This window comes from Parashewanella spongiae, assembly GCF_004358345.1.
Taxonomy (GTDB): domain Bacteria; phylum Pseudomonadota; class Gammaproteobacteria; order Enterobacterales; family Shewanellaceae; genus Parashewanella; species Parashewanella spongiae.
The window spans coordinates 4,813,553-4,835,423 of record NZ_CP037952.1; the positions used below are offsets into that span (position 1 = coordinate 4,813,553).

Below are 21,871 nucleotides of genomic sequence, written 5' to 3' on the forward strand. Positions count from 1 at the left end.
TCAAATTAACGTATACAATCTTGCTTAATGGCACTCTACTTTGTAACCTTTGTGAATAAACATCAATATCAAATCGACCCACTCATTGATACATTTCTCGATGATTTATGGTCAAACAATGGACTCAGCGATAATACATTAGCCTCCTATCGTACTGATCTGCGTCACCTTGATAAGTTTGTTCAACAAAAGCGTGCTTCACTGACCACTGCTACTCGTGCTGATATACAAGATTTTCTAGAAAAACGTTTCAGTGACGGTGCATCTAATGCCAGTAGTGCTCGGTTACTCAGCAGCATGCGACGATTATTTCGTTACTTACTCACAAAAAAAATCATTACTGAAGATCCAACAGCCTTGGTTCAATCGCCTAAACTCTCAAAACGATTACCAGAAAGCTTGACGGAAATCGAAGTCGAAAAGCTACTAAACGCCCCTTCGAATAACGATCCAATCGAAGCTCGAGATGCCGCGATGCTTGAGCTATTATACGCTACCGGGCTTAGAGTCAGCGAATTAGTATCATTAACAGTTGAGCAACTAAGTTTACGTCAAGGCGTAGTGAGGATAACTGGTAAAGGAGGCAAGGAGCGCTTAGTCCCGTTAGGAGAAATTGCCACAGAGCAAGTTGAACAGTACATAAACTTTGTCAGAAATGATTTATTAAAGAATAAACCTTCTGACGTGTTATTTCCTTCTAAACGCGGCACACAAATGACCCGCCAAACTTTCTGGCATAGGATCAAAACGTACAGTATCCGCGCTGGTATCAACGCCCATTTATCACCACACACATTAAGACATGCTTTTGCCACTCATTTACTTAACCACGGGGCCGATCTCAGAGTAGTACAGCTTTTATTAGGTCACAGTGATTTGTCGACCACACAAATATATACTCACGTGGCTAATGCTCGATTACAAGAATTACACAGTGAACATCATCCTCGTGGTTAGTACAACATTGCCAGAAAGCAGCGAAAGCATTTGATTATTAAACTATTAAACTCATGCACTTTCATTGTTTACAGGTATAATTACCTGAATAAAGAATCCTTCATTTGCTTTAGTTAAAATAAGCTTGTAACTTTTAAGCAAATACTCAGGTCTAAAATATAAGACTCTAAACCAGTTAGATTAGGACAATCCATGAAGTTACCCCGTATTTTGTCATTGTTAAGTATATTAGCTGTGACTTCCGCCTTCGCCGCAAACCAGACAGTATCATTACCTGACGCTGATGCAATTAAAGCCAAACTTCAAAATTCAATTGGGGTGAAAGTCATCGCGATGCAAGACTCGCCAATTAAAGATCTTTATCTTGCTATGACAGATCGCGGCATACTGTATATCAGCAAGGACGGCTCAAAAGTGTTGCATGGCAACATGTACGATTTAAATAATCGCATGAAAAATTTAACTGAAGCCGCCATGGCGAAACCAAGAGTTGAACAGCTTAAAAAGTTTGAACCTGATATGTTGGTCTATAAAGCTAAAGACGAAAAACACGTGATAACCGTATTCACAGACATCACTTGTGGTTACTGTCGTAAATTGCATAATCAAATGCAAGAATACAATGATGATGGCATTACAGTTCGCTACTTAGCCTTTCCTCGAGCAGGAGTTCCCTCTAGTGTAGCTAGCGAAATGGAAGCCATTTGGTGTGCCAAAGATCCGCTTAAAGCTATGACCGATGCTAAAGCTGGCAAAGACGTTACCAATAAAAGTTGTAATGCTAACATTGCCCAGCAATACGAATTAGGGCAAAGCTTTGGCGTAAATGGTACGCCTGCTATTGTTTTAGATGACGGCACGCTCATCCCAGGTTATCAACCGCCTGAACAGTTATTGAAAACCATAGAAAACCACTAAAAAATCCGCTAGGATTTGGAAAAGGCGGCTTAAGCCGCTTCTTTTTTATGTTCTTCATTCTTGATCAATTTGGAACTTTCTGTGCATTATAATGTTATTCGTCGTCCAAATGTTGATGACTCACACCTGCCTGCAACCTTACCATTTTTATTAAAACAGCTGTACGCACGCAGAGGGGTTACTGTCAGGGACTGTAACAGCAGCCTAGCGTCGTTATTACGTCCTGATACTATGAAGGGTCAACAACAAGCCGCAACTTTAATTTGTGACGCTATCGAATCTAACAAAGCCATCATCATCGTCGGTGACTTTGATGCCGACGGCGCGACATCAACTAGCATTTGCTTATTGGCGCTGAAGATGATGGGTGCCAAGCGTGTCAGTTATCTCATTCCAAATCGCTTTGATTACGGTTATGGTTTAAGCCCTGAAATCGTTGAAATTGCCGCTCAACAAGGTGCCGAACTGCTCATTACTGTTGATAACGGTATATCTTCCATTACCGGTGTTGCTGCAGCTAATCAACTCGATATCCCAGTAGTGGTTACTGATCATCATTTGGCTGGAGATACCCTTCCTGAGGCGGCAGCCATTGTCAATCCAAACCAACCTGACTGCCCTTTTGCCAGTAAGGCTATTGCTGGAGTTGGGGTTGCCTTTTATTTAATGAGTTCAATTCGTGCTGAGCTTAAACGTCGAAATTGGTTTGAATCTCAACACATCATTGAACCTAATCTTGCTATTTTATTAGACATTGTCGCATTAGGAACCGTCGCCGATGTCGTCCCTTTAGATTCAAACAATCGCATCATCGTCGAAGCGGGTTTACGCCGAGTTCGATCGGGTCGCTGCCGAGTAGGGATCACAGCCTTGCTTGAAATTGCTAAAAGAAATCCACAACGAGTAGTTGCATCCGATTTTGGTTTTGCTGTAGGTCCTAGACTTAATGCCGCTGGTCGGCTTGATGAAATGTCACTCGGTGTAGAATTGTTACTTTGTGAGGACATCAATAAAGCACGTACCATGGCCGCTGAGCTTGATGGCTTAAATCAAGAACGCCGTGAAATCGAAGCGGGGATGCAACATGAAGCCCTCGCAAAATTAAAACAACTCAATATTAATGACGACAACCTGCCCCAAGGGTTAGTCGTATATCAACAAGATTGGCATCAAGGTGTGATCGGCATTTTGGCTTCACGCATTAAAGACAAATACCATCGTCCCGTTATTGCTTTTGCTCAAGCAGAAAACGGTGAAATAAAAGGTTCAGCGCGCTCTATCAAAGGTGTGCATATGCGAGACTTACTTGAAAAGATAAATACTCTGTCACCTGATTTGATCATCAAATTTGGTGGTCATGCTATGGCTGCGGGACTGTCCATTAAAGCAGAGGCCATATCAAAATTTGAACAGTTATATCATCAAGTAATCGCTGAAACCGTTACTCCAGAATTACTCACCGGTGAGCTTTTTAGTGATGGTGAATTAGCCGCTAACCAGTTGGAAATAGAAACCGCCGAAATGATCCGTTATGCAGGTCCATGGGGACAAGAGTTCGAAGAGCCTTGTTTTGATGGTCGCTTTACTATCATCCAACAACGCTTAGTGGGTGAGAAACACCTTAAGTTGGTGCTTGAAACTGAATGTGGCAGTAAATTAATTGATGCGATAGCTTTTAATATTGATCTAAAGGCTTGGCCAAATTTACAAGCAAAGAAAGTTGATGTCGTTTACAGCTTAGAGATCAACGAATTTAGAGGTAACCAAAGTTTACAGCTTATGGTGAAGCAGATTAGCGCCGTTTAATCTCAGTAGGGTAAATTCCTCGCCGCTTGCGGCGGACTAACGTCTTTATCTAACTAATTGATACCTCGCCCCTTGGGGCGGGGTGATTCATTGCTAGGGCGAGCCCTAAGAGCGGCTAACAATACTGCTTCTTCTTGAACTGACTCTAGAAGTTGGTACCGATTTTCCTTCGGCTTTTAGTTTTTCTGCTTCAAGGGTTTTTTTAGCGCTTTGATTAGTGACTAAATCATATTCACCGAAATCTTCCTCATCCATAAACTCATCCATTAACTCCTGTTCTGCAGCGGCTTCTTCCGCTAGGCGATGTTGTTCTATGGTATCAGCTTCCCGCTGAGCTTCATCAGCCCTTTCTTTTTGGGCTTTCTTGTCATCTGCAAATCTTCTTAGGTTTTGTAATCTTGAATTGAAATCATCGGATAGCTTGCGCTCTTCTCTGGCAAACCAATCGTCCTGGACGCCATCACTGGATTTAGGTCCTTGAGGTCTGAGTGTTTCGTGATCACTTAATTCAATATCACGCCCATGCAGCTTATCGTGAACATTTTTTCTAATTTCTTGCAGTCGTACTGGATCAATATTACGTTCAAGATTCTCAGGATGTTTTGCGTAAGGAGCTGTATGCACAGCGGTAAATGGTGCTACAACTAGGCGAATACCCAATGAAATTCTGTCGGCATACTTTTCTCGTTTTTGAGAGTCTTCAACACCGAAACGTTTTTGCATTACGTTGATCAGTTCAGCAAGGCTATCACCACGATGTGTAAAACCCTCTTTACCATTCGCTCGATTTCGCCAGTCTTTAAAGGACATACCAGCATCTATGGCTGACATAGTAAATGAGCCACCAGCAACGACCAATAAGATGGCTCCGCCACCACCTGTTGCTAAGGTCAACACCACTGCCCCCGCCAGTAATCCTGCTGAATACAACAAAGTTAACATACGTTCCATAAACTCAGTTCGTGAAAAATCGGCATTCATCATCCGCATCATTTTTTCTGACGCGGCTTGTTGTTCTTTGGCTTGCGTACGAATAGCTTCGTGATCGGCTCTGATCTTTTCTTGAGTATCGAGTTTATGGGAAGTCGTTTTTAATGGAGGAAGCGGAACAGTCTTTGGTTGAAAGCTCACACCTGTCACTGGCCGAGTATGTTTAGGATCAACGTCGTTATCTAAATTCCTTCCAAGGTCAATTTGATCAGGTATCCCAGCTTGAGATTCCAGCCCCATCGCATCTAAAGTCGGAGAATCACTGTGGACAACTGGTGGTTTATTGATTGGAGGAACACTCATCATTTGACCTCATAAATTGGCTGACTTTTTAAGCTGACACAATTTAAACGTTATAATGCCACTTGATCCTAAATAAATCGGTTGAACGCACAATTTAGCTTTAATTTATTGAAGTTAAATACAAAATTAAACAACTCTAATTCACCCATCAGGTGAGTGCTGAACATTCACATACTTGCCAAAACCACCGCTAGCTGCGTTATAAATTTTGCAAGTAGAAACGAAGTAACGACAGTTTTGTATGTCGGTTACCACTACTTGCTGCTATTCATGCCTTGCCATCAGTAATTTTTTCTGCGTATATGAACGCTCCCAACCGATTTATTTAGGTTGATGTATTAAATATAGCTCCTGTAAAAATAACCAGCAACAGCCTGAAATAAAATCTGAATTAAGCTTTGTTCATAAATCACATAAAAAAAACCGCTGCACAAGGCAACGGTTTTTATTCGTTAAGAAATTAAGCGGCAATAATTACTTTTTAGCTTCTCTTTCTTTAACTTCAGCAATTACTTTTTCAGCAACGCTGTTAGGACATGGAGCATAGTGTGCGAATTCCATAGAGAATTGACCACGACCTGAAGTCATTGTACGTAGTGAACCAATGTAACCGAACATTTCTGATAACGGCACGTCAGCTTTAATACGAACACCAGTAACACCAGCCATTTGATCTTTGATCATGCCACGACGACGGTTAAGGTCACCAATAACATCACCAACATTGTCATCTGGGCTGAATACGTCAACGTTCATGATAGGCTCAAGAAGTTGTGCGCCAGCTTTGGGCATTGACTGACGGAAAGCGCCTTTAGCAGCGATTTCGAACGCGATTGCTGATGAATCCACGGCGTGGAAAGCACCATCTACAAGTTCAAGTTCAACGTCCAAGACTGGGAATCCAGCAACAGTACCTGTTTGCATCAATGAAGCGAAACCTTTTTCTACTGCAGGCCAAAATTCTTTAGGTACGTTACCACCAACAACTTTAGAGCTGAAAGTGAAACCAGAATTCTGTTCACCTGGACGGATTACATAGTCGATCTTACCGAACTGACCTGAACCACCAGACTGTTTCTTATGCGTGTAGCTGTCTTCAACTTCACGAGTAATCGTTTCACGGTATGCTACTTGTGGCTCACCTACGATTAGGTCAACGCCATAAGTACGCTTCAAGATATCAACTTTAATATCTAAGTGAAGCTCACCCATACCTTTAAGGATGGTTTCACCTGAATCTTCATCAGTTTCAACGCGGAAAGATGGATCTTCAGCAATCATTTTACCAATTGCGATACCCATTTTCTCTGATCCGCCTTTATCTTTTGGCGCAACAGCGATAGAGATAACAGGCTCAGGGAATACCATAGCTTCAAGTGTACAAGGATGCTTAATATCACATAAAGTGTGACCAGTTTGTACGTTCTTCATACCAACAATAGCGATAATGTCACCCGCTTGAGCGGCATCCAATTCGTTACGTTCGTCAGCTTGCATCTCAACCATACGACCAACACGTTCAGTTTTACCTGTCGCGCTGTTAAGAATGGTGTCGCCTTTCTTGATTTTACCAGAGTAAATACGTACGAAAGTCAAAGCACCAAAACGGTCATCCATGATCTTAAACGCAAGCGCTTTAAATGGCTCATCAATTGAAACTAAAGCGTGTTCGCCAGTTTCGTTACCTTCTTCATCAGTAAGTGGCTGTGGATCAACTTCAACTGGGTTAGGTAGGTAATCAACAACAGCATCAAGAAGAAGCTGCATGCCTTTGTTTTTGAACGCACTACCACAGTACGTAGGGAAGAAGTCCATTGTACGAGTACCTTTACGGATACAACGCTTAATGTCGTCCATTGATGGCTCTTCACCTTCCATGTACGCTTCTAGAAGATCATCGTCTTGCTCAAGAGCAGTTTCGATAAGCATTTCACGGTATTCTTCTACTTGATCAACCATGTCCGCTGGAACATCTTCAATTTTGTAGTTTTCAGCTTCACCTGTTTCATCCCATATCCAAGCTTTACGAGTCAATAGGTCAACAACACCAGAGAACTCATCTTCGATACCAATAGGTAGAACCATAACAAGTGGATTAGCAGCAAGAACGTCTTGAGTTTGCTTAACAACACGTAAGAAGTCAGCACCCATACGGTCTAACTTGTTTACGAAGATGATACGAGCAACTTCTGATTCATTCGCGTAGCGCCAGTTTGTTTCTGATTGAGGTTCAACACCGCCTGAACCACAGAATACACCAACACCACCGTCAAGTACTTTAAGAGAACGATACACTTCAACTGTGAAGTCAACGTGTCCTGGAGTATCAATAACGTTAAAACGGTGATCGTTCCAGAAGCAACTAACAGCAGCTGACTGAATGGTAATACCACGTTCAGCTTCCTGCTCCATGAAGTCAGTAGTAGATTCACCATCGTGAACTTCACCGATTTTATGGATCTTACCGGTTAGTTTTAGGATACGCTCAGTAGTTGTGGTTTTACCCGCGTCAACGTGAGCGAAGATACCAATATTTCTGTACTTTGATAATTCGGCCATGATTCAACTTTATCTTATAGGTTAAGAAGTAGACGGAGTATGAGACGTAATACCAACACACTACACATCAGAATTTAAGGCGCATATTGTAAAGTGGAACCCTCTTTGGTGCAATTAACTCCTGCAAATTTTAATACTGCCACAAACAAGCGGTTAGCAAGTAGTTGCGATAAAATCAATTAAAAACAACAACATAAATAGGCTCCATATCATTTATTTCTAGTGATTTTTTTCGCTTGTTTCACAGTTTTGATTAAAATATTTCCCTATAAATCCCGTTATTTTGACGTTCGACTGCAAAACGAACGATAAAATTTACTTTATTGTTTCAATTTTAATCTATGGAAGCGCTCGTTCACTCCAATTTTTACTCTCAAGAATATAAACCCGAACCTAGACTTGAGAATGATTTTTTCCTTACCCTTAAAAACAAAAAAGCTCTGATCCGATAGATCAGAGCTTTTGTATTATCTAGCGAGTTCGAGCTTTATCCCTCGATAGGAGACACAACAAACAACAAATCACCTTGAGATACTTGCTGTCCATTACCGTTTAATATCCTTTCAATACGGTACTTTTTATCCGCTGGGTATAATTCGGCATCTTTACGGTTAAAGTTAGCCAAACTAAGCTGTGAAAACATCTTCATCGCTTCTGTAAGAGCAAGTGTTTGATCAACAGTGACAACATCCCCTTCTCTAACAAAATCAGCTTCACCTGGCGCTGGTGAGGTGTAGAAGATACCTGCACCTTGAGCCAACACCTTCAACTCGTTACTTTCACCAACTCGTAATGATTCAGTTGAAACGCCAGTTGTTTCAGCAGCAGCTTCCATTTCTTCAATCAAAGCTGGAATATCAAGCTCCGCCATCAAACGAGGTAGATAATTGGTGTCGTATACCCCTTCGTTAAAGGTACCGTCTTTCAATATACGTTTTAGCAAAGGAATATTGGTTGCAATACCTTTGATTACTACTTGCTGATCGAGGTAATCATGAAGTTTATTAATGACATCTTCACGGTTTTCACCACGCATAATGACTTGAGCAATCAAGCTATCGTAGTATGGCGAAACTTCTTTTCCTTCAGATGCTATCGAGATAACTTCAACATCATCACGCTCTGGGAATTCACAATCCGTAATTGAACCTGGGTTAGGGATCAACTGCAAAATACCTTCGCCATCTAGCGCTGCTTTTTCTGCGGTGATCCGCACTTCCATTGCATAACCAATTTGACTAGGCGATAAGTCTTCAATAGAACGGCCAGCTGCGATATCAAACTGTGCACTAACAATATCAATACCAGATGTGGCTTCCGTCACAGGATGCTCTACCTGCAGACGAGTATTCATTTCCATGAAATACACTTCATTGGCATCTAAGTTATAGATGAACTCAACAGTACCTGCCCCCATATAGTCCGTTACATCACCTAGTGCGCGGGTATATTCTAGTACTTGCTGTTGAAGCTCAGCAGGCAGCATTGTTGACTCTGATTCTTCAACGACTTTTTGGTTATTACGCTGTACAGAACAATCACGTAAGCCCAATACCTTAGTGTTACCAAATTTATCACGTAGCAATTGCACTTCGATGTGGCGCAATGATGTGACATACTTCTCTAAATACAAGTCACCATTACCGAATGCGGCTGCGGCTTCTGTAGAGGTTTGCTGGAACAAAGCAATCATGTCATCTGGACGTTCAACAACTTGGATACCTTTACCACCGCCACCTTGTACGGCTTTTAAGAGTACTGGATAACCAATTTCTGCTGCTACATTCACTGCTTGCTCAGCATTATTCAGAATACCGTGAGATCCAGGAACAACAGGAACATTCTGACCTTGTGATGTTTTAATTGCGTTCGACTTGTTACCCATTGTCGTCATTGAATAAACGCTTGGTCCAACAAAATTCACACCATTATTCACACATAAAGCGGCAAACTGCGGGCTTTCAGACAAGAAGCCAATACCTGGATGCAATGCATCAACATTTTCGTACTCAGCAACTTTCAATACAGAATAAGCGTTTAAGTAACTTTCGTCTGAAGTATTACCACCGATACAAACCAGTTTATCATTTGGTTTAAGCATATCAGCTGGGACTGACGTCATATCTGGGTCGGATGCCACTAACACGACACTGATATTATTATCATGTGCTTTACGAATGAGCTTCACCGCAGTACAACCACGAGCATGGATCAATACTTTGTTAATTGGTGCCATCAGAGCGCGCGGATCGTCTTGTAAGATTTGATCATCTTCTGCAGTGACTTCAGGTACCAAAGTCGATAATGCGTTCGCAATAACGTCTTCAATGTGAAGTGTTGGCAGTGGCATTAATGGATCAATGCTGGTCAACTGTGCATCTAAGGTGTCGCTAAACGGATTAATCACCATTCCATTCATCGCACCCGGCACTTTAGACAAATAGTTAGAAAGTGTCGATGTAGACGGCAAGTATGCTGGTACAACCATTTGCCCAGCAAATGGCATATTTGTACCTGATAAATAATAAGTTTGCACTAAGGGATGAGTAACAAAACTTGCTTGTGCGCCACCTGTACAGTCACCATAACCAAACATCATGACAGGCAATTCATTATCACGAATAAAACGAGTAATACGATCATTCACAACGGCCATAGAGAACAGCGCTGCAGCACCTTCTTTGGTCTGCATGCCGCCTGAGCTAATAAAGCAAACAACAGGTAAATTGCGCTTGGCACATTCAATCAATAAAGCACTGAATTTTTCTGCCGCCGCCATATCAAATGCACCGGCTTGGAAAGCAGTATTTGAAACAGCAACACCGACACGCAATCTTTGACCATCTCGTTCAAATTCACCGACACCTGTGATCAAACCACATGGTCGAATACCTTTGTCTAACGCATCTTCGATAGATAATCTAAACCCTGGGAAATTTAACTGGTTAGCTGACATTAAGTCGCCGTTAATTTCTTCAAATTGACTGAAGAATTTAGCCACAATGTTTTCCCAGCTCATCTTGCCAGCACGTTTTTCATCACGCAGCACTTTTTGGATAAGAAGATCTTGATAACCCATTGTCAAACGGTTCCAGAAGTCTTTACGACGTCCAATACGTACTGGGTTAATAGCACCTGTGTAACTGCTATTGTCATCTTCACTATCGAAGTATTCAGGTAATAGACGCTCAAAGAAATAGGTCAAGATCACGAACAAGCTGTCGTTCAATTGAGGGAAACCAACACTTTTCCACTGCTCTACTCGTGTCAATAATTCCGCACGATTTGATTGAGACATGAAGTACTTCAACCACTTATAGAACTTACTCTTATCATTTGCGATATCTTGGGTTGAGATGGCTTTATCAATTGAAGTATGCAATAAACTGTCAACTGAACTGCGAGACAAGCCTTTTGCCATCATCGCTTCTTTTGCGATGGACGCTAAATTAACCACAACGTTGTCATAAAGCGCGTTAAAAATCAGAATGTTGTAACATTGCCAAATAAAGTCTTCACGCAGTTCATCATTAACCACGACATCGAGTACCGTCAATTGGTTCAGTTCAGGCCAATCTTTTTGAGTAACTTCTGACGGTAAACTTTCCAAATACTGGATCAAGCCTTGGAAGTTATTCGCCGCATTACTCTTCCAACGGTGATATAACGACCAACCGATGTTAAATAATAATGCCTTACGGGCTTTTTTATAGTTCTCTTTTGGCTCACCCAAAATAAAGCGAGTCAACATATTACGTTCTGTAGAAATCTCATCACGTTTCGACGTAAAGTTGCTCCACAGCTTATTTAACTCGTCGTCATAAACCAATTTATCAGGGCTGGCTAACCAAGTTTGGAAGACTTTGTCTTGCTCTTGCTGAATACGTGCAAGCAAATCACCTTCAGGTACGCTGACTTTTGACAATCGCCCATATTCACCTTCTGAAATGGAGTGAATACGGCTACGAAGTGTTAAGTAACGTAAATAACGATAAGCACTACCAAACAAGTTCAAATGCATGGTTGGGTTACTTGCCACAGCCAGTTCAGCATTCACTTCAAGTGAAACTAAATTCGCAGAAGGGTTGAGAAAACGGTTTAGACTGCGGTCATAATGTTCACGAAGATCATCAGAATCCCGAACAAAATCAATCGCTGCTTTTTCTACCGCTTCGATACTGCTGATAATGGCGCGACGTAAGTTATGTTGACGTTCATCTTTATCAGCGGGCGTAAAGTCGATAACCCCATCAATACAACCTGTACTGTATAACTCTTCTGGTGAAACACCGACCGATTTAGCACACTCTTGCCACGATAAGTTGTACTTACGAGCAATACTTTGTAAACCTTGAGGCTGAATGGTATTAAATATACCATCACGTAATGACAACAGAATATTGGCAGCAGCAAGTGGAATAGCCCCACCTGAGTAACCTGCGCCAATTACAATCCCTACCGTTGGCACATCGACATTGGCACTTTCTGCAATCGCTTTTGAAATTGAGTGTGCTTGGTTTTGACTATTAGCGACTTCACCTGCATCAGCCCCAGGAGTATCAATTAGATAAACAATTGGCATCGACAATTCGGCAAAATGACGAATGGCTTTACAGGCCGCAATGTGGTGCTCTGGCATCCATGCACCATTAGATGTTGAACGCTCTTGTGCAATAAACCCGACACGTCTTACGCGCGAACCAAAACTTAATTCCACTTCTGCACTGTAAAACGGTCCAAGATGCGTATCTAAAATGACTTGACCTTTCAAGTCTGCGATAATTTTCTTCGCGCCTGGACGGTTTTTGTCAAGTGTTGGCTGAATTACTTTCGAAACGTAGCCATCAACGTCGAGTTGAGATAATGTTTTTAAGTTAGCTTGAACCGTATCTTCATCTAACAAACCTTTCACTTCATCCGAAAGGCTTTGCTTACTGTGCTTGGGAAATAAAGAAAAATCGTTTGCCAATTGTTCGGCTTTTAAAAAAAGCAAGTCTGCGTTTTGAGCTTGAGTCGTGCTCATGGGCTGATTGTTGCTGGTCATCCTAAGATCCTCTGCTTATCCTAGCCTCAAGGTCCCGTATTCGCATCTCATTAGTAATCAAAGTCCAAATGAGAAACGTCAACAAAGCCTTATAATTTTTATAAGAATTAAATATAACTTTTATCTATCCCAAATTACTATTAAACTGCACTAGACGCTTTGTTCCATTTTTGAGACAGTGGTAAAAACATGCCTGATTTGAACGGGATGATACTCTTTGCGGCCGTAGTTCGAGCTAAAGGTTTCTCTCAAGCAGCCAGAGAAACTGGACTGCCAAAGTCAACGATTAGCCGTAAGATTGCTCAACTTGAAGAGCAACTTGGGGTAAGGCTATTGCAACGAGACACTCGTAATGTAAGTCTGACACAAGTCGGAGCACTGTTTTATCAACATTGCGATACGATTGGGAACGAAATCGAAGCTGCAAAAGCAACTATAGAAAACACCCATAATGACGTATCAGGTTCATTAAGAATTGCCATCCCAGTATCCTTCAGTCAAGAACTGATTGCCAACTTGGCAAGCGGATTTATGCGACTGTATCCTAATGTCACCTTAGATATCCAGTTTACTGATAACGATGTTGGACTGGTCGGAGAAGGTTACGACATAGCTATTAAATATGGTCCTTTGCAATCGTCCGATCTTGTGGCTCGTTTACTTATTGAAAGGCAACCAATTTTAGTAGCTAGCCCAGTGTATTTAAAAACCAAAGGTACGCCAGCGACACCTAAAGCATTGATTGAGCATGATGGCATTTTGTTAGGTACATCTCGCTCAGCTCCAATCTGGCCTCTTGGTAAGGGATCACGTAAAACAATGGTCAGTTTTCAAAAGAAAGTGCGAGTAAACAGCGCCGTTATGGTTAAAAAATTAGCCCTCGATGATTTTGGTATCGCCATGCTGTCTAACTCAAGTTGTAAGCAAGAACTCGCTTCAGGTTCATTAGTTCCAATTTTGCAAGAATGGCCAATTGAGCCGTTTAAAATTTATGGCGTTTATTCAAGTCGACGCCAATTAGCGACTAACATTAGTACCTTTTTAGACTACTTCACCAAGCGTTTTTCGAGTCAAGAGTCACTTCAATCATTAATGATGTAATAATTCATTTAATTCGGCTTTATGCAATTGTAAAATCTGGTTCAATAACTTATTTACATAAAGGCACATAATGTGTCATCGTCTAATTTAATCCATCACTCTATTGAACTCACGACAAATCAGGCATCACACATGATTAAAAAGTTTATAATTATTAGCTTATTGCTTTTTTCAAATCTGAGTATCGCAACCTCTTTAGATGTGGAAGAAGCGCGAGTTAAGAAAGCAGAAAATGCCCTGCCAAAAGTTGCTCAACGTTATAACACTTTTATGGAATCATTAACTGAATCCGTGAAAAATAGTACAACTGAAAGCCAAATATCACAATCAGTCGCTGACCTATCACATCGTTTGTGGCAACAAGCCGTAAGAGACGTTCAATCTGGTTCAAACGATGATCGCCCATTGTATTGGAGCCGTTTAACAATGAGGCGAGCACTAAAACAACTTTCCCCAAATTTTAAAATGCTTCCATGGCAACGAGAGGTTTTGTTACGTTCAGTAGAAACAGCAACAAGAGGCTTGAATGATGTATCTTTCTCAGAAGATAGCCAAATAAAAATTCTACTAACAGGATTTGATCCTTTTTTTCTTGATAGAGATATTAGCCAAAGTAATCCATCTGGGCTCGCCGCATTGGCATTAGATGGTCATAAATTTAACGTTCATGGCAAGCAGGCACAAATAGAAACCGTTATGATCCCTGTTAGATTCAAAGATTTTGATGATGGTATGATTGAATCTATTTTGACACCTGTCTATCGCGATAATCTAGCCGATATGGTTTTTACCGTTAGCATGGGACGCTCAGATTTTGATCTTGAACGATTTCCTGGACGTAATCGCAGTGCCAACGCCCCTGATAATTTAAATGTGTATACAGGTGCAACCAAAAGGGTTCCAAAAGCCCCAATGCTTAATGGTTCAACTTTAAACGGTAATGAATTTATTGAATTCACTTTACCCGTTGCCGCTATGCAAGCTGTTAAAGGGAAGTGGAAGGTGAATGATAATGCAAATATTTCAACATTAAAAAAAGGTGAGTTCATAGCAGAATCCTTATATCAATTAAGGGATGAAACTTCTGTAACAGGCTCTGGTGGAGGATATTTATCAAATGAGATTTCTTACCGAGCTTTGAGGTTGATGCATCAATATCATTCAAACATACCTGTAGGACATATCCATACACCTAGAGTCAAAGGGCATGATCCCATGCTTGAAGCTGCCATTGTTCAGCAAATTAAAAAAATGGTTATATCGGCCGCGAAAGCTTACTAAAATTCTTTTGATTCGACTTTTGCTAATAAGCCAGATGGGCTCTTCAAGAGTGAGACTAAAGCTACTGTTTCTTGATGCACTTCATTTGGCTGCCTACATAAACTCACTTTTCCGTTTTGAATAAGCGTAAAAGTAATATCGTCACCAGTCACCATAGTGCCGATTTCCGCTAAACTTAACTTTACTTTTGCAAGTTCAGCCAACAATGGCGGATAATGAAAATCGGTTTCAGGCAACACTTCCTCAACGATCATCTCACCATGTCCAGCATCAAGTTCATCATTTATCTTAACTTTTGCAATTGGCCCTTGCCACCAAAGTATGGCTTCACCTTGCTCAACATCAGTGCTGTGATCAAGCCATAAACCGGCTCCTTTATTCGGTAACAAAGGTTCTTTAGAAGTCTGGTTTTTATAACCAGCGATTAAACTAAGTTCAATTTCTGGTGATTCACCGGTAAAGGGTGCCCAGTGAGCCACCATAGATTTCCATTGCTCCATAGGCCAGTCAATCAGCACACAACGTATCCCTGCTAAGGTAAACACTGGGTATATATTGTTTTCTAATGTGCGATTTTCAGGGGTTTCTTTTACACCTTCTACCAACCAGTCGCCAGCAACTTCCAAAATGGCGGCGGTTACACAGGGTAAAAAGTCTTCGGGAACTTGTTCAAGTATCGAGATACCTGTATAAGTCAGGATTGCCTTTTTCCAGTCGCTTAACGGGCACCATATTCCTACTCCAGCAGGTAGCTCTTGATGTTGCCAAAACACACCATCTCCGCCAATATGCTTTAATTCAAAAAGACAATCTTGAGCCTCAAGCCCATAACCAATCGCTTGGCTGGCACTAATTATCACCCGACTATCCATCTACATTCCTATTATTTTTTACTTAGCAGCTAAATAACTGCAACCAATGATGTGAGATGACACCTCTAACCTCACTCTTATACTCACCAAACTATTTTCAACCTAAATGAATGTATTACTTACCTTTTACCGCCATTAAATTTAATGAAATCGGATGGCGCCTTCCTTTCAAGTTTTGACTCAGATTTGGTAAAACATTTTGTATTGCTGTAGCTTGCCGAGCATTCTTCGGAAATAAACTTAATCGAATGCCTTTTTTATCGTAATTCGCCTGAATAATTAATCCCATCATTGGGCCATTTAATAAACGATAATGAAGCATATCTCCATTGCGTGTAACTTCTGCACTACCTACCTTGCAAACCCCACCATGCTGACTTAACACCGACTTGGCCGATTCCAGCACTTTTTTTGATATGCCAGAGTCCCCCTCTGCCTTTTCTTGAACTGGCATCAACATACCTAAGAATTGACTGACAGCACCCGATTGCGGCTCAGATTTATTCTCATGTTTATCTTCTGGCAACTTAGGGTGATGTGTTCGACCAACATTAATTTGATTACTCATCAAACACCGCCTTTAATTTTTCTTGATCTTTTACTAATTGTAGAACTTCACGATTCATTTGCTTTATTGTTTGCTCTATTTCTTCTATTTCCTGCCCGATAGAAATCACGTTTTCAGCCAGTTTTCTTTCATCTTGATAACATTTAGCCAGTTTTATTTTAAATTTAGTCAGTTTGTTTTGGCTTAACGATTCTGTTGGCAAATCTAGCTGTTTGATATAGCGAATCACTTCTAGACGTTCATCAATGGTCTGTTGCTTTTTGTCACTCAGTTGGGCCGATTGCTTTTTCGTTTGACTGATTTTTCGGCGCAGCTTATCTTCTTTTTTGGAGCGGATCTCAAGAATTCTTAGCAGCATCTCTTTGTCATTTGGGTCAAATTCACCTTGTTTCATATCATGCCTATAGTTCAATAACGGTGAAATGAGTTATTGATGCGAAGTTCATCAAAAATTTCCAAAGGTAACTGAATTTAATTGAATTTGTGTATCTTCGTAAGCGCTATATTCATCCGTTGTTTGGCGCAAAAATTGTTGAATCGCCGGGTAACGCTCAATCGCTTCATCGGTTTCTTCATCTTGTCCAGTTTCGTATTCGCCGACTCGGATAAGCAGTTGAACGTCTTCATAACTTGCTAGCATTTTTCTGAGTTTTGCCGCTTGCATTTGCTGCTCTTTAGGCACAATTTGATCCATCACTCGGCTCACACTAGCATTAATATCGATGGCGGGATATTGCCCTGCACCGGCTAGCTTTCTGGATAAAATAATATGTCCATCCAAAAGTGAGCGAACCTCATCCGCAATAGGTTCATTCATATCATCCCCTTCAACCAGTACCGAATATATCCCAGTAATACTTCCTACTGCTGCTGGTCCAGCCCGTTCAACTAAAGATGATAATTTAACAAAAACACTCGGAGGAAAACCGTTTGAAACCGCAGGCTCTCCTGCTGCTAATCCAATTTCTCTTGCACTGCGAGCAAAACGCGTCAATGAATCCACCATCAGCAACACGTTTTTACCTTTATCTCTAAAATACTCTGCGATTGTTGTTGCTGTTATTGTTGCTTTCATACGTTCGAGTGGCGGCCTGTCAGAAGTTGACACAACCATTACCGTGCGCTTTTTAGCTTCTGGAGTTAAGTTATATTCCAGAAACTCTTTCACTTCACGACCACGCTCCCCCACCAAAGCCAACACAATGACTTCTGCATCACATTTAGAAGCAATCATCCCAAGCAATGTACTTTTTCCTCCTCCCGCAGCGGCGAATATGCCCACTCGTTGCCCAACTCCGCAAGTCAAAACACTGTCAATTGCTTTTATCCCCAAAGGCAAAATATCTTTGATTAAACTTCTACTTAAAGGGTTTGGGGCAGAACCTTGGTTCAACCTCACTTCAGAAGTTACTAAGTCACCTTCGTCAATCGGTCGACCCAATCCATCAAGCACACGGCCTAAAAGTCCATCTCCAAGCGCAATTTCATGACCATGTCCCAACAGCTCGACATCTTCACCAGTTTGCAACCCTGTTGTACTATCAAAAGGAGACAAAAGTGCCTCATCACCATTTACACCTATAACTTCAGCTTTTAATTTCCCAGCTATTAAGCAAAGATCCCCTTGATGTGCACCTGTTAATGAAGAACGTACAAGTGTCGCGCCGACTTCCTTAATGCGTCCAAAAAAACGAACCGATGGAATCGATTTTTGAACATCAAACGGATTCAAAAATAACTGTTCAGATAGTTCTTCCACAATTTCATTTACTTCTGGCAACTTCATTATTCAACCTTAGCAACTAACTATTCATGGCGTTATCAAGCGCATCACCCACAAGATCCACGTGGTCAATGACCTTTATTTCTACGTCATCACCCAGTTCTTGATACGACAACACTGCAGTAGTAAATAGTTCTCGCTCGACAATTTTTCTTAAGTAACGTCTTACATCAAGCGAAGTTAATAATGCACAATGTTGATTTGGAGGCAGTAACTCTTTTATTGCTGTTAAAATAATGTGTGTTTGTGCGGTATTAAGAACTGAATATGATCCAGCCGTTGACTGCCTAATTGACTCCCTAATTAAATTCTCAATTCCTTCACCAACCATAAGCACAGCAATCCAGCCTTGAGGAGTCGCAAACTTTCGACGAATATGTCTCCTTAACGAGATACGCACATACTCAGTCAGCATAATAATGTCTTTCTCTTTAGGTACCCACTCAACGAGTGTTTCAAAAATTGTTCGCAAATCTCGAATGGATATACCTTCTTCAACTAACCGTTGCAGTATTTCAGCGACTTTACCGACTGAGAGTAATCGCTGTAATTCTCTAATAAGTTCACCATACTTACCTTCCATGGCATCCATTAAATATCGAGTTTCTTGGACCCCTATAAATTCACCAATAAATCGATCTACAACGATATTTATCAGGTGAGTAGGAATCGCTTCACCTTCTACCACTGAAAAACCTTGAGCTCTTACTGCACTAATTTCTGACTTTTTGATCCAATGTAAACTTTGTCCATTAAAGCTCATTACTTCTTCACGAGTCGTAATGGTAGGAAATGGAACATCTAACAGAGCTTCTTCGGGATCTAACTGCAACTGCAACACAGACTCTTGATAAAGATGAATATCACACTGACCGGACTCACTTTTGTTCACTACCTGCAATTGTATTTCAGGCAAAGGAACACCCAACTTTTCGAATAAAGACCAACGTAGCCGATGTAATGCTTCTTTCATGCCTTGGTGAGGGGAATCAGAACTTAAATAAAGGGTTAAGGGGACTGCGCCTGGCTGCATATTCGCATCATCACTGGCTTCTTCACTGCCAGCTTCGGAAAAGGCTTGATCGTCTGTGCTATCACTTTTCTTCTGCAATCGACCAAGCCACCAAGTGCACAAGAAGATAATGGTGCCAATCGAACCAAAAACCCACCAAGGAAAACCTGGTATAATCGCAAAGGTTACCATGACCAAACCAGCCATTTGTAAAGATGACGGCTGCTTTGAAACTTGGACAACCACTTCTTTACCTAAATTCTGCCTTTGCTCACCTGGTACTCGAGTGACAATTAAACCCGCGGTAAGTGAGATCAGCAGTGAAGGAATTTGCGCAATTAAGCCATCACCAACAGAAAGCACAGCATAGGTATCTAATGCTTCTGATGCAGACATCTTATGTTGCATCACCCCCACCGCAATACCACCAATAATATTCGTTAAGATGACAATAATACTCGCTATCGCATCACCTTTAACAAACTTCATTGCACCATCCATAGCACCGTATAACTGACTTTCTTTTTGTACTTTTGAACGTAATTTTTTAGCTTCTTTTGCATCAATAACACCAGCACGCATATCACCATCGATACTCATTTGCTTGCCTGGCATTCCATCAAGTGAAAATCGAGCACTTACCTCAGCAACACGTTCTGAACCTTTAGTAATAACGATAAACTGAACGATGGTAATAATAGAAAAGATAATAATACCAACAGCCAAATTTCCACCAACAACGAAGTTACCAAAAGTGTAAACAATGTCACCAGCGTCGTGCTGCAGTAAAATCAAACGACTAGTACTAATGGTTAATGCTAATCGATACAGTGTAGTAATAAGCAAAACGGAAGGAAACACTGAGAACTCAAGAGGATCTCGAATGTAAATTGCAATCATGAGCAACACAATTGATAGCGCTAAGTTAATTGCAATAAGGACATCAACGAGAGGTGTTGGTAACGGTATAATCATCATGAAAACCGCCACCATGAGCATAACCGCTAAAATAATATCATGCCTTCCAGCCGCTTTATTCAACCATTCAGATATAGAAATCAAACGAGACCTCCATGATCTACTTTGCTCAAGAACTGCTGCTGTAATAGGAGCATTTGATACCAATTTCGTCCTTCTGAATTCGATGGACACAAACAGCTGATCATCATTTTTTGTTTTATCAAAAATAACCTCTGTGGAACACCTAAGAAAGCTTGAGGGTGCCAACGTGTAAGCCATATATTAAGATCTTGTACTTGGGTATCTAATAACCAAGACGTCATCAATAGCCTCTGATCCTTAATTTCTAGCATCAAACCGTATGGAACCCAGTGATATTCCATCTGATCTTCCAATGACACTGGCCAACGGTTTAACAAATGAAACAACTCTTCTAGATTTCTTGACGACTGCAAATCCATCTTATCGGCCTACTTAATTACTCAAGCAATAAATACAAAATGTTCGTATGTTTTATGTAAAACAATTCATTAATAACCCTCTACCCTAAATAAGCTTAGGAGCAATATAAAAAAACGATAAATAAATCTTAAAATAAATCTTAAATATCTGTGTTTATTTTATATTTTGGATTAGCTATAAAATAAATATGACTCGAAATGAATACTAAATTTTGCGAAAGAAAAGACTATTCGTCTTCACACCATTGATCGAGAAGATCCATCATTGATTCAGCAATATGCTCTTGCTGCTCTGGATCACGAAAACACTTATGTGGTAACTGGAGAAGCAGATCTCGCCATCTCCTTAAAAAGCCAATTTTTTTGTCTTCTGCGAGTGACAAGCTATTAATTCGTTCTTCAAGCCACTCTGCATAAACCCAAGATTGCTCTACAAGTTCTAAAGTTACAGTAAGAACGCTTGAATCTTCAGCCTGACAAGATCTCGCCAATAACGTGCAATAATCCTCAATACTCATAAAAATAAGCAAACGCCTAAGATCGTCAATCACTGAAATCAGTTTGACCATGTCCGCGCTCGTATCATTATCATTGAGCGAATTTGATAACGCTCTTAATAACACTTTTATACGCTTACGCCTTTCAGGCATATCTTTTAATAAGCTAAACCATTTCGCTAATCCGTTTTCCCCATGTGTTGCTCTTTGATACAAGTTTTTAAGCGAATCTAAGCCTGATTGGTCAAGAGGTAAATCTTCCATTGCAGCGATTAGTGCAAGCTCGGAGCCTTCTTCAGCCAGCATTTCTTGCAACATTTTTCGGAGTTTTTTAAGCACTTCTTCACTTAAACCACCAGACCCAATAATGCTGGCTAATAGCATCATCACATTACCAGTATCTAAGTTCATTTGACCTATTTGGGACATTATTGCATCGGCATCGCCTAAGCTTGCTAATTCACCAGCAAGTTTAGACATTTCAGCCCCTTGCTTACCTTCTATAGTCGCAACAAGCTCCTCAAGATCCGTAACTCTTGCTTCATCTTGATTATCTTTACTGAGTGTTTTTTTGAATTTACTCGCGACAAGACCAATATCTTCGAACGCTTGCTCCATTGATTCAGCTTCGATATTAAATTCTTCAATTGCTAGTGACGATGAAGTGTGAGCAGGTTGTACCTGTCCATTAACTGATTTTAAGTTAACTTCTGTATTAAAGTTTACAGCATTTGCATTATCCACTCGCATAACCAGTAC

General features: G+C 40.8%; 15 protein-coding genes. 5 read left to right on the forward strand and 10 right to left on the reverse strand.

The genetic code is table 11. The annotated features are described in order from the left end of the window. The first annotated feature begins 27 nt into the window (after window positions 1-27). The 3 genes from xerD to recJ all read left to right on the forward strand — a co-directional run bounded on the left by xerD (window position 28) and on the right by recJ (window position 3,681). Window positions 28-957: a site-specific tyrosine recombinase XerD gene (gene xerD / locus E2I05_RS18975; RefSeq protein ID WP_121852193.1), complete on the forward strand. Its 930-nt coding sequence runs from the start codon at window positions 28-30 to the stop codon at window positions 955-957. A 192-nt stretch (window positions 958-1,149) separates the two neighbouring features. After that, complete coding sequence (dsbC, locus tag E2I05_RS18980; RefSeq protein ID WP_121852192.1) at window positions 1,150-1,875, forward strand: bifunctional protein-disulfide isomerase/oxidoreductase DsbC; 726 nt, start codon at window positions 1,150-1,152, stop codon at window positions 1,873-1,875. Between the two features lie 81 nt (window positions 1,876-1,956). Beyond that, window positions 1,957-3,681: a single-stranded-DNA-specific exonuclease RecJ gene (gene recJ / locus E2I05_RS18985; protein WP_121852191.1), complete on the forward strand. Its 1,725-nt coding sequence runs from the start codon at window positions 1,957-1,959 to the stop codon at window positions 3,679-3,681. 105 nt (window positions 3,682-3,786) lie between these two features. Here the strand turns inward: recJ and E2I05_RS18990 are convergent, their stop codons facing one another. From E2I05_RS18990 to E2I05_RS19000, 3 genes are all read right to left on the reverse strand, one after another. Further along, window positions 3,787-4,977, reverse strand: a complete 1,191-nt coding sequence (locus tag E2I05_RS18990) for a hypothetical protein (protein ID WP_133309809.1) — start codon at window positions 4,975-4,977, stop codon at window positions 3,787-3,789. 471 nt (window positions 4,978-5,448) lie between these two features. After that, window positions 5,449-7,533, reverse strand: a complete 2,085-nt coding sequence (fusA, locus tag E2I05_RS18995) for an elongation factor G (RefSeq protein ID WP_121852189.1) — start codon at window positions 7,531-7,533, stop codon at window positions 5,449-5,451. A gap of 487 nt (window positions 7,534-8,020) precedes the next feature. After that, window positions 8,021-12,577 (reverse strand): ATP-binding protein, encoded by a 4,557-nt coding sequence (locus E2I05_RS19000; RefSeq protein ID WP_121852188.1) that lies wholly within the window; start codon window positions 12,575-12,577, stop codon window positions 8,021-8,023. A 189-nt stretch (window positions 12,578-12,766) separates the two neighbouring features. On the opposite strand from E2I05_RS19000, the gene E2I05_RS19005 reads away from it, so the two are divergent. After that, window positions 12,767-13,678 (forward strand): LysR family transcriptional regulator, encoded by a 912-nt coding sequence (locus E2I05_RS19005; protein WP_121852187.1) that lies wholly within the window; start codon window positions 12,767-12,769, stop codon window positions 13,676-13,678. Between the two features lie 132 nt (window positions 13,679-13,810). Then, on the forward strand, window positions 13,811-14,959 hold the full coding sequence (locus E2I05_RS19010) for a pyroglutamyl-peptidase I (RefSeq protein ID WP_121852186.1): 1,149 nt from the start codon (window positions 13,811-13,813) through the stop codon (window positions 14,957-14,959). On the opposite strand, the gene E2I05_RS19015 is transcribed toward E2I05_RS19010, so the two are convergent. The 7 genes from E2I05_RS19015 to E2I05_RS19045 all read right to left on the reverse strand — a co-directional run bounded on the left by E2I05_RS19015 (window position 14,956) and on the right by E2I05_RS19045 (window position 21,856). Next, a complete protein-coding gene (locus tag E2I05_RS19015; RefSeq protein WP_121852185.1) occupies window positions 14,956-15,831 on the reverse strand; it encodes a hypothetical protein in 876 nt (291 codons plus the stop codon). The two genes, E2I05_RS19010 and E2I05_RS19015, sit on opposite strands and share 4 nt — an antisense overlap. Before the next feature lie 115 nt (window positions 15,832-15,946). Then, the gene (locus E2I05_RS19020) at window positions 15,947-16,399 is read right to left on the reverse strand and encodes a hypothetical protein (protein WP_121852184.1); all 453 of its coding nucleotides are present in this window, start codon (window positions 16,397-16,399) and stop codon (window positions 15,947-15,949) included. Then, a complete protein-coding gene (locus E2I05_RS19025) occupies window positions 16,392-16,793 on the reverse strand; it encodes a hypothetical protein (protein ID WP_121852183.1) in 402 nt (133 codons plus the stop codon). The genes E2I05_RS19020 and E2I05_RS19025 overlap by 8 nt, the downstream gene beginning before the upstream one ends. A gap of 51 nt (window positions 16,794-16,844) precedes the next feature. Then, a complete protein-coding gene (locus tag E2I05_RS19030; protein WP_121852182.1) occupies window positions 16,845-18,185 on the reverse strand; it encodes an EscN/YscN/HrcN family type III secretion system ATPase in 1,341 nt (446 codons plus the stop codon). Window positions 18,186-18,201: 16 nt separating this feature from the next. Continuing rightward, complete coding sequence (locus E2I05_RS19035) at window positions 18,202-20,193, reverse strand: EscV/YscV/HrcV family type III secretion system export apparatus protein (RefSeq protein ID WP_424450110.1); 1,992 nt, start codon at window positions 20,191-20,193, stop codon at window positions 18,202-18,204. 59 nt (window positions 20,194-20,252) lie between these two features. After that, the gene (locus tag E2I05_RS19040) at window positions 20,253-20,615 is read right to left on the reverse strand and encodes a type III secretion apparatus (RefSeq protein WP_121852180.1); all 363 of its coding nucleotides are present in this window, start codon (window positions 20,613-20,615) and stop codon (window positions 20,253-20,255) included. Window positions 20,616-20,842: 227 nt separating this feature from the next. Further along, on the reverse strand, window positions 20,843-21,856 hold the full coding sequence (locus tag E2I05_RS19045; RefSeq protein WP_165905432.1) for a TyeA family type III secretion system gatekeeper subunit: 1,014 nt from the start codon (window positions 21,854-21,856) through the stop codon (window positions 20,843-20,845). Between the last annotated feature and the right edge of the window lie 15 nt (window positions 21,857-21,871).

Bases quoted from the DNA above. Each gene is read 5' to 3' on its own strand.
- E2I05_RS19040 (WP_121852180.1), bottom strand. From the start codon at position 20,615: ATGGATTTGCAGTCGTCAAGAAATCTAGAAGAGTTGTTTCATTTGTTA.
- E2I05_RS19005 (WP_121852187.1), top strand. From the start codon at position 12,767: ATGCCTGATTTGAACGGGATGATACTCTTTGCGGCCGTAGTTCGAGCT.
- E2I05_RS19030 (WP_121852182.1), bottom strand. From the start codon at position 18,185: ATGAAGTTGCCAGAAGTAAATGAAATTGTGGAAGAACTATCTGAACAG.
- E2I05_RS19025 (WP_121852183.1), bottom strand. From the start codon at position 16,793: ATGAAACAAGGTGAATTTGACCCAAATGACAAAGAGATGCTGCTAAGA.
- E2I05_RS19020 (WP_121852184.1), bottom strand. From the start codon at position 16,399: ATGAGTAATCAAATTAATGTTGGTCGAACACATCACCCTAAGTTGCCA.
- E2I05_RS19000 (WP_121852188.1), bottom strand. From the start codon at position 12,577: ATGACCAGCAACAATCAGCCCATGAGCACGACTCAAGCTCAAAACGCA.
- E2I05_RS19015 (WP_121852185.1), bottom strand. From the start codon at position 15,831: ATGGATAGTCGGGTGATAATTAGTGCCAGCCAAGCGATTGGTTATGGG.
- dsbC (WP_121852192.1), top strand. From the start codon at position 1,150: ATGAAGTTACCCCGTATTTTGTCATTGTTAAGTATATTAGCTGTGACT.
- E2I05_RS18990 (WP_133309809.1), bottom strand. From the start codon at position 4,977: ATGATGAGTGTTCCTCCAATCAATAAACCACCAGTTGTCCACAGTGAT.
- fusA (WP_121852189.1), bottom strand. From the start codon at position 7,533: ATGGCCGAATTATCAAAGTACAGAAATATTGGTATCTTCGCTCACGTT.
- E2I05_RS19035 (WP_424450110.1), bottom strand. From the start codon at position 20,193: ATGCTCATGGTGGCGGTTTTCATGATGATTATACCGTTACCAACACCT.
- xerD (WP_121852193.1), top strand. From the start codon at position 28: ATGGCACTCTACTTTGTAACCTTTGTGAATAAACATCAATATCAAATC.
- E2I05_RS19010 (WP_121852186.1), top strand. From the start codon at position 13,811: ATGATTAAAAAGTTTATAATTATTAGCTTATTGCTTTTTTCAAATCTG.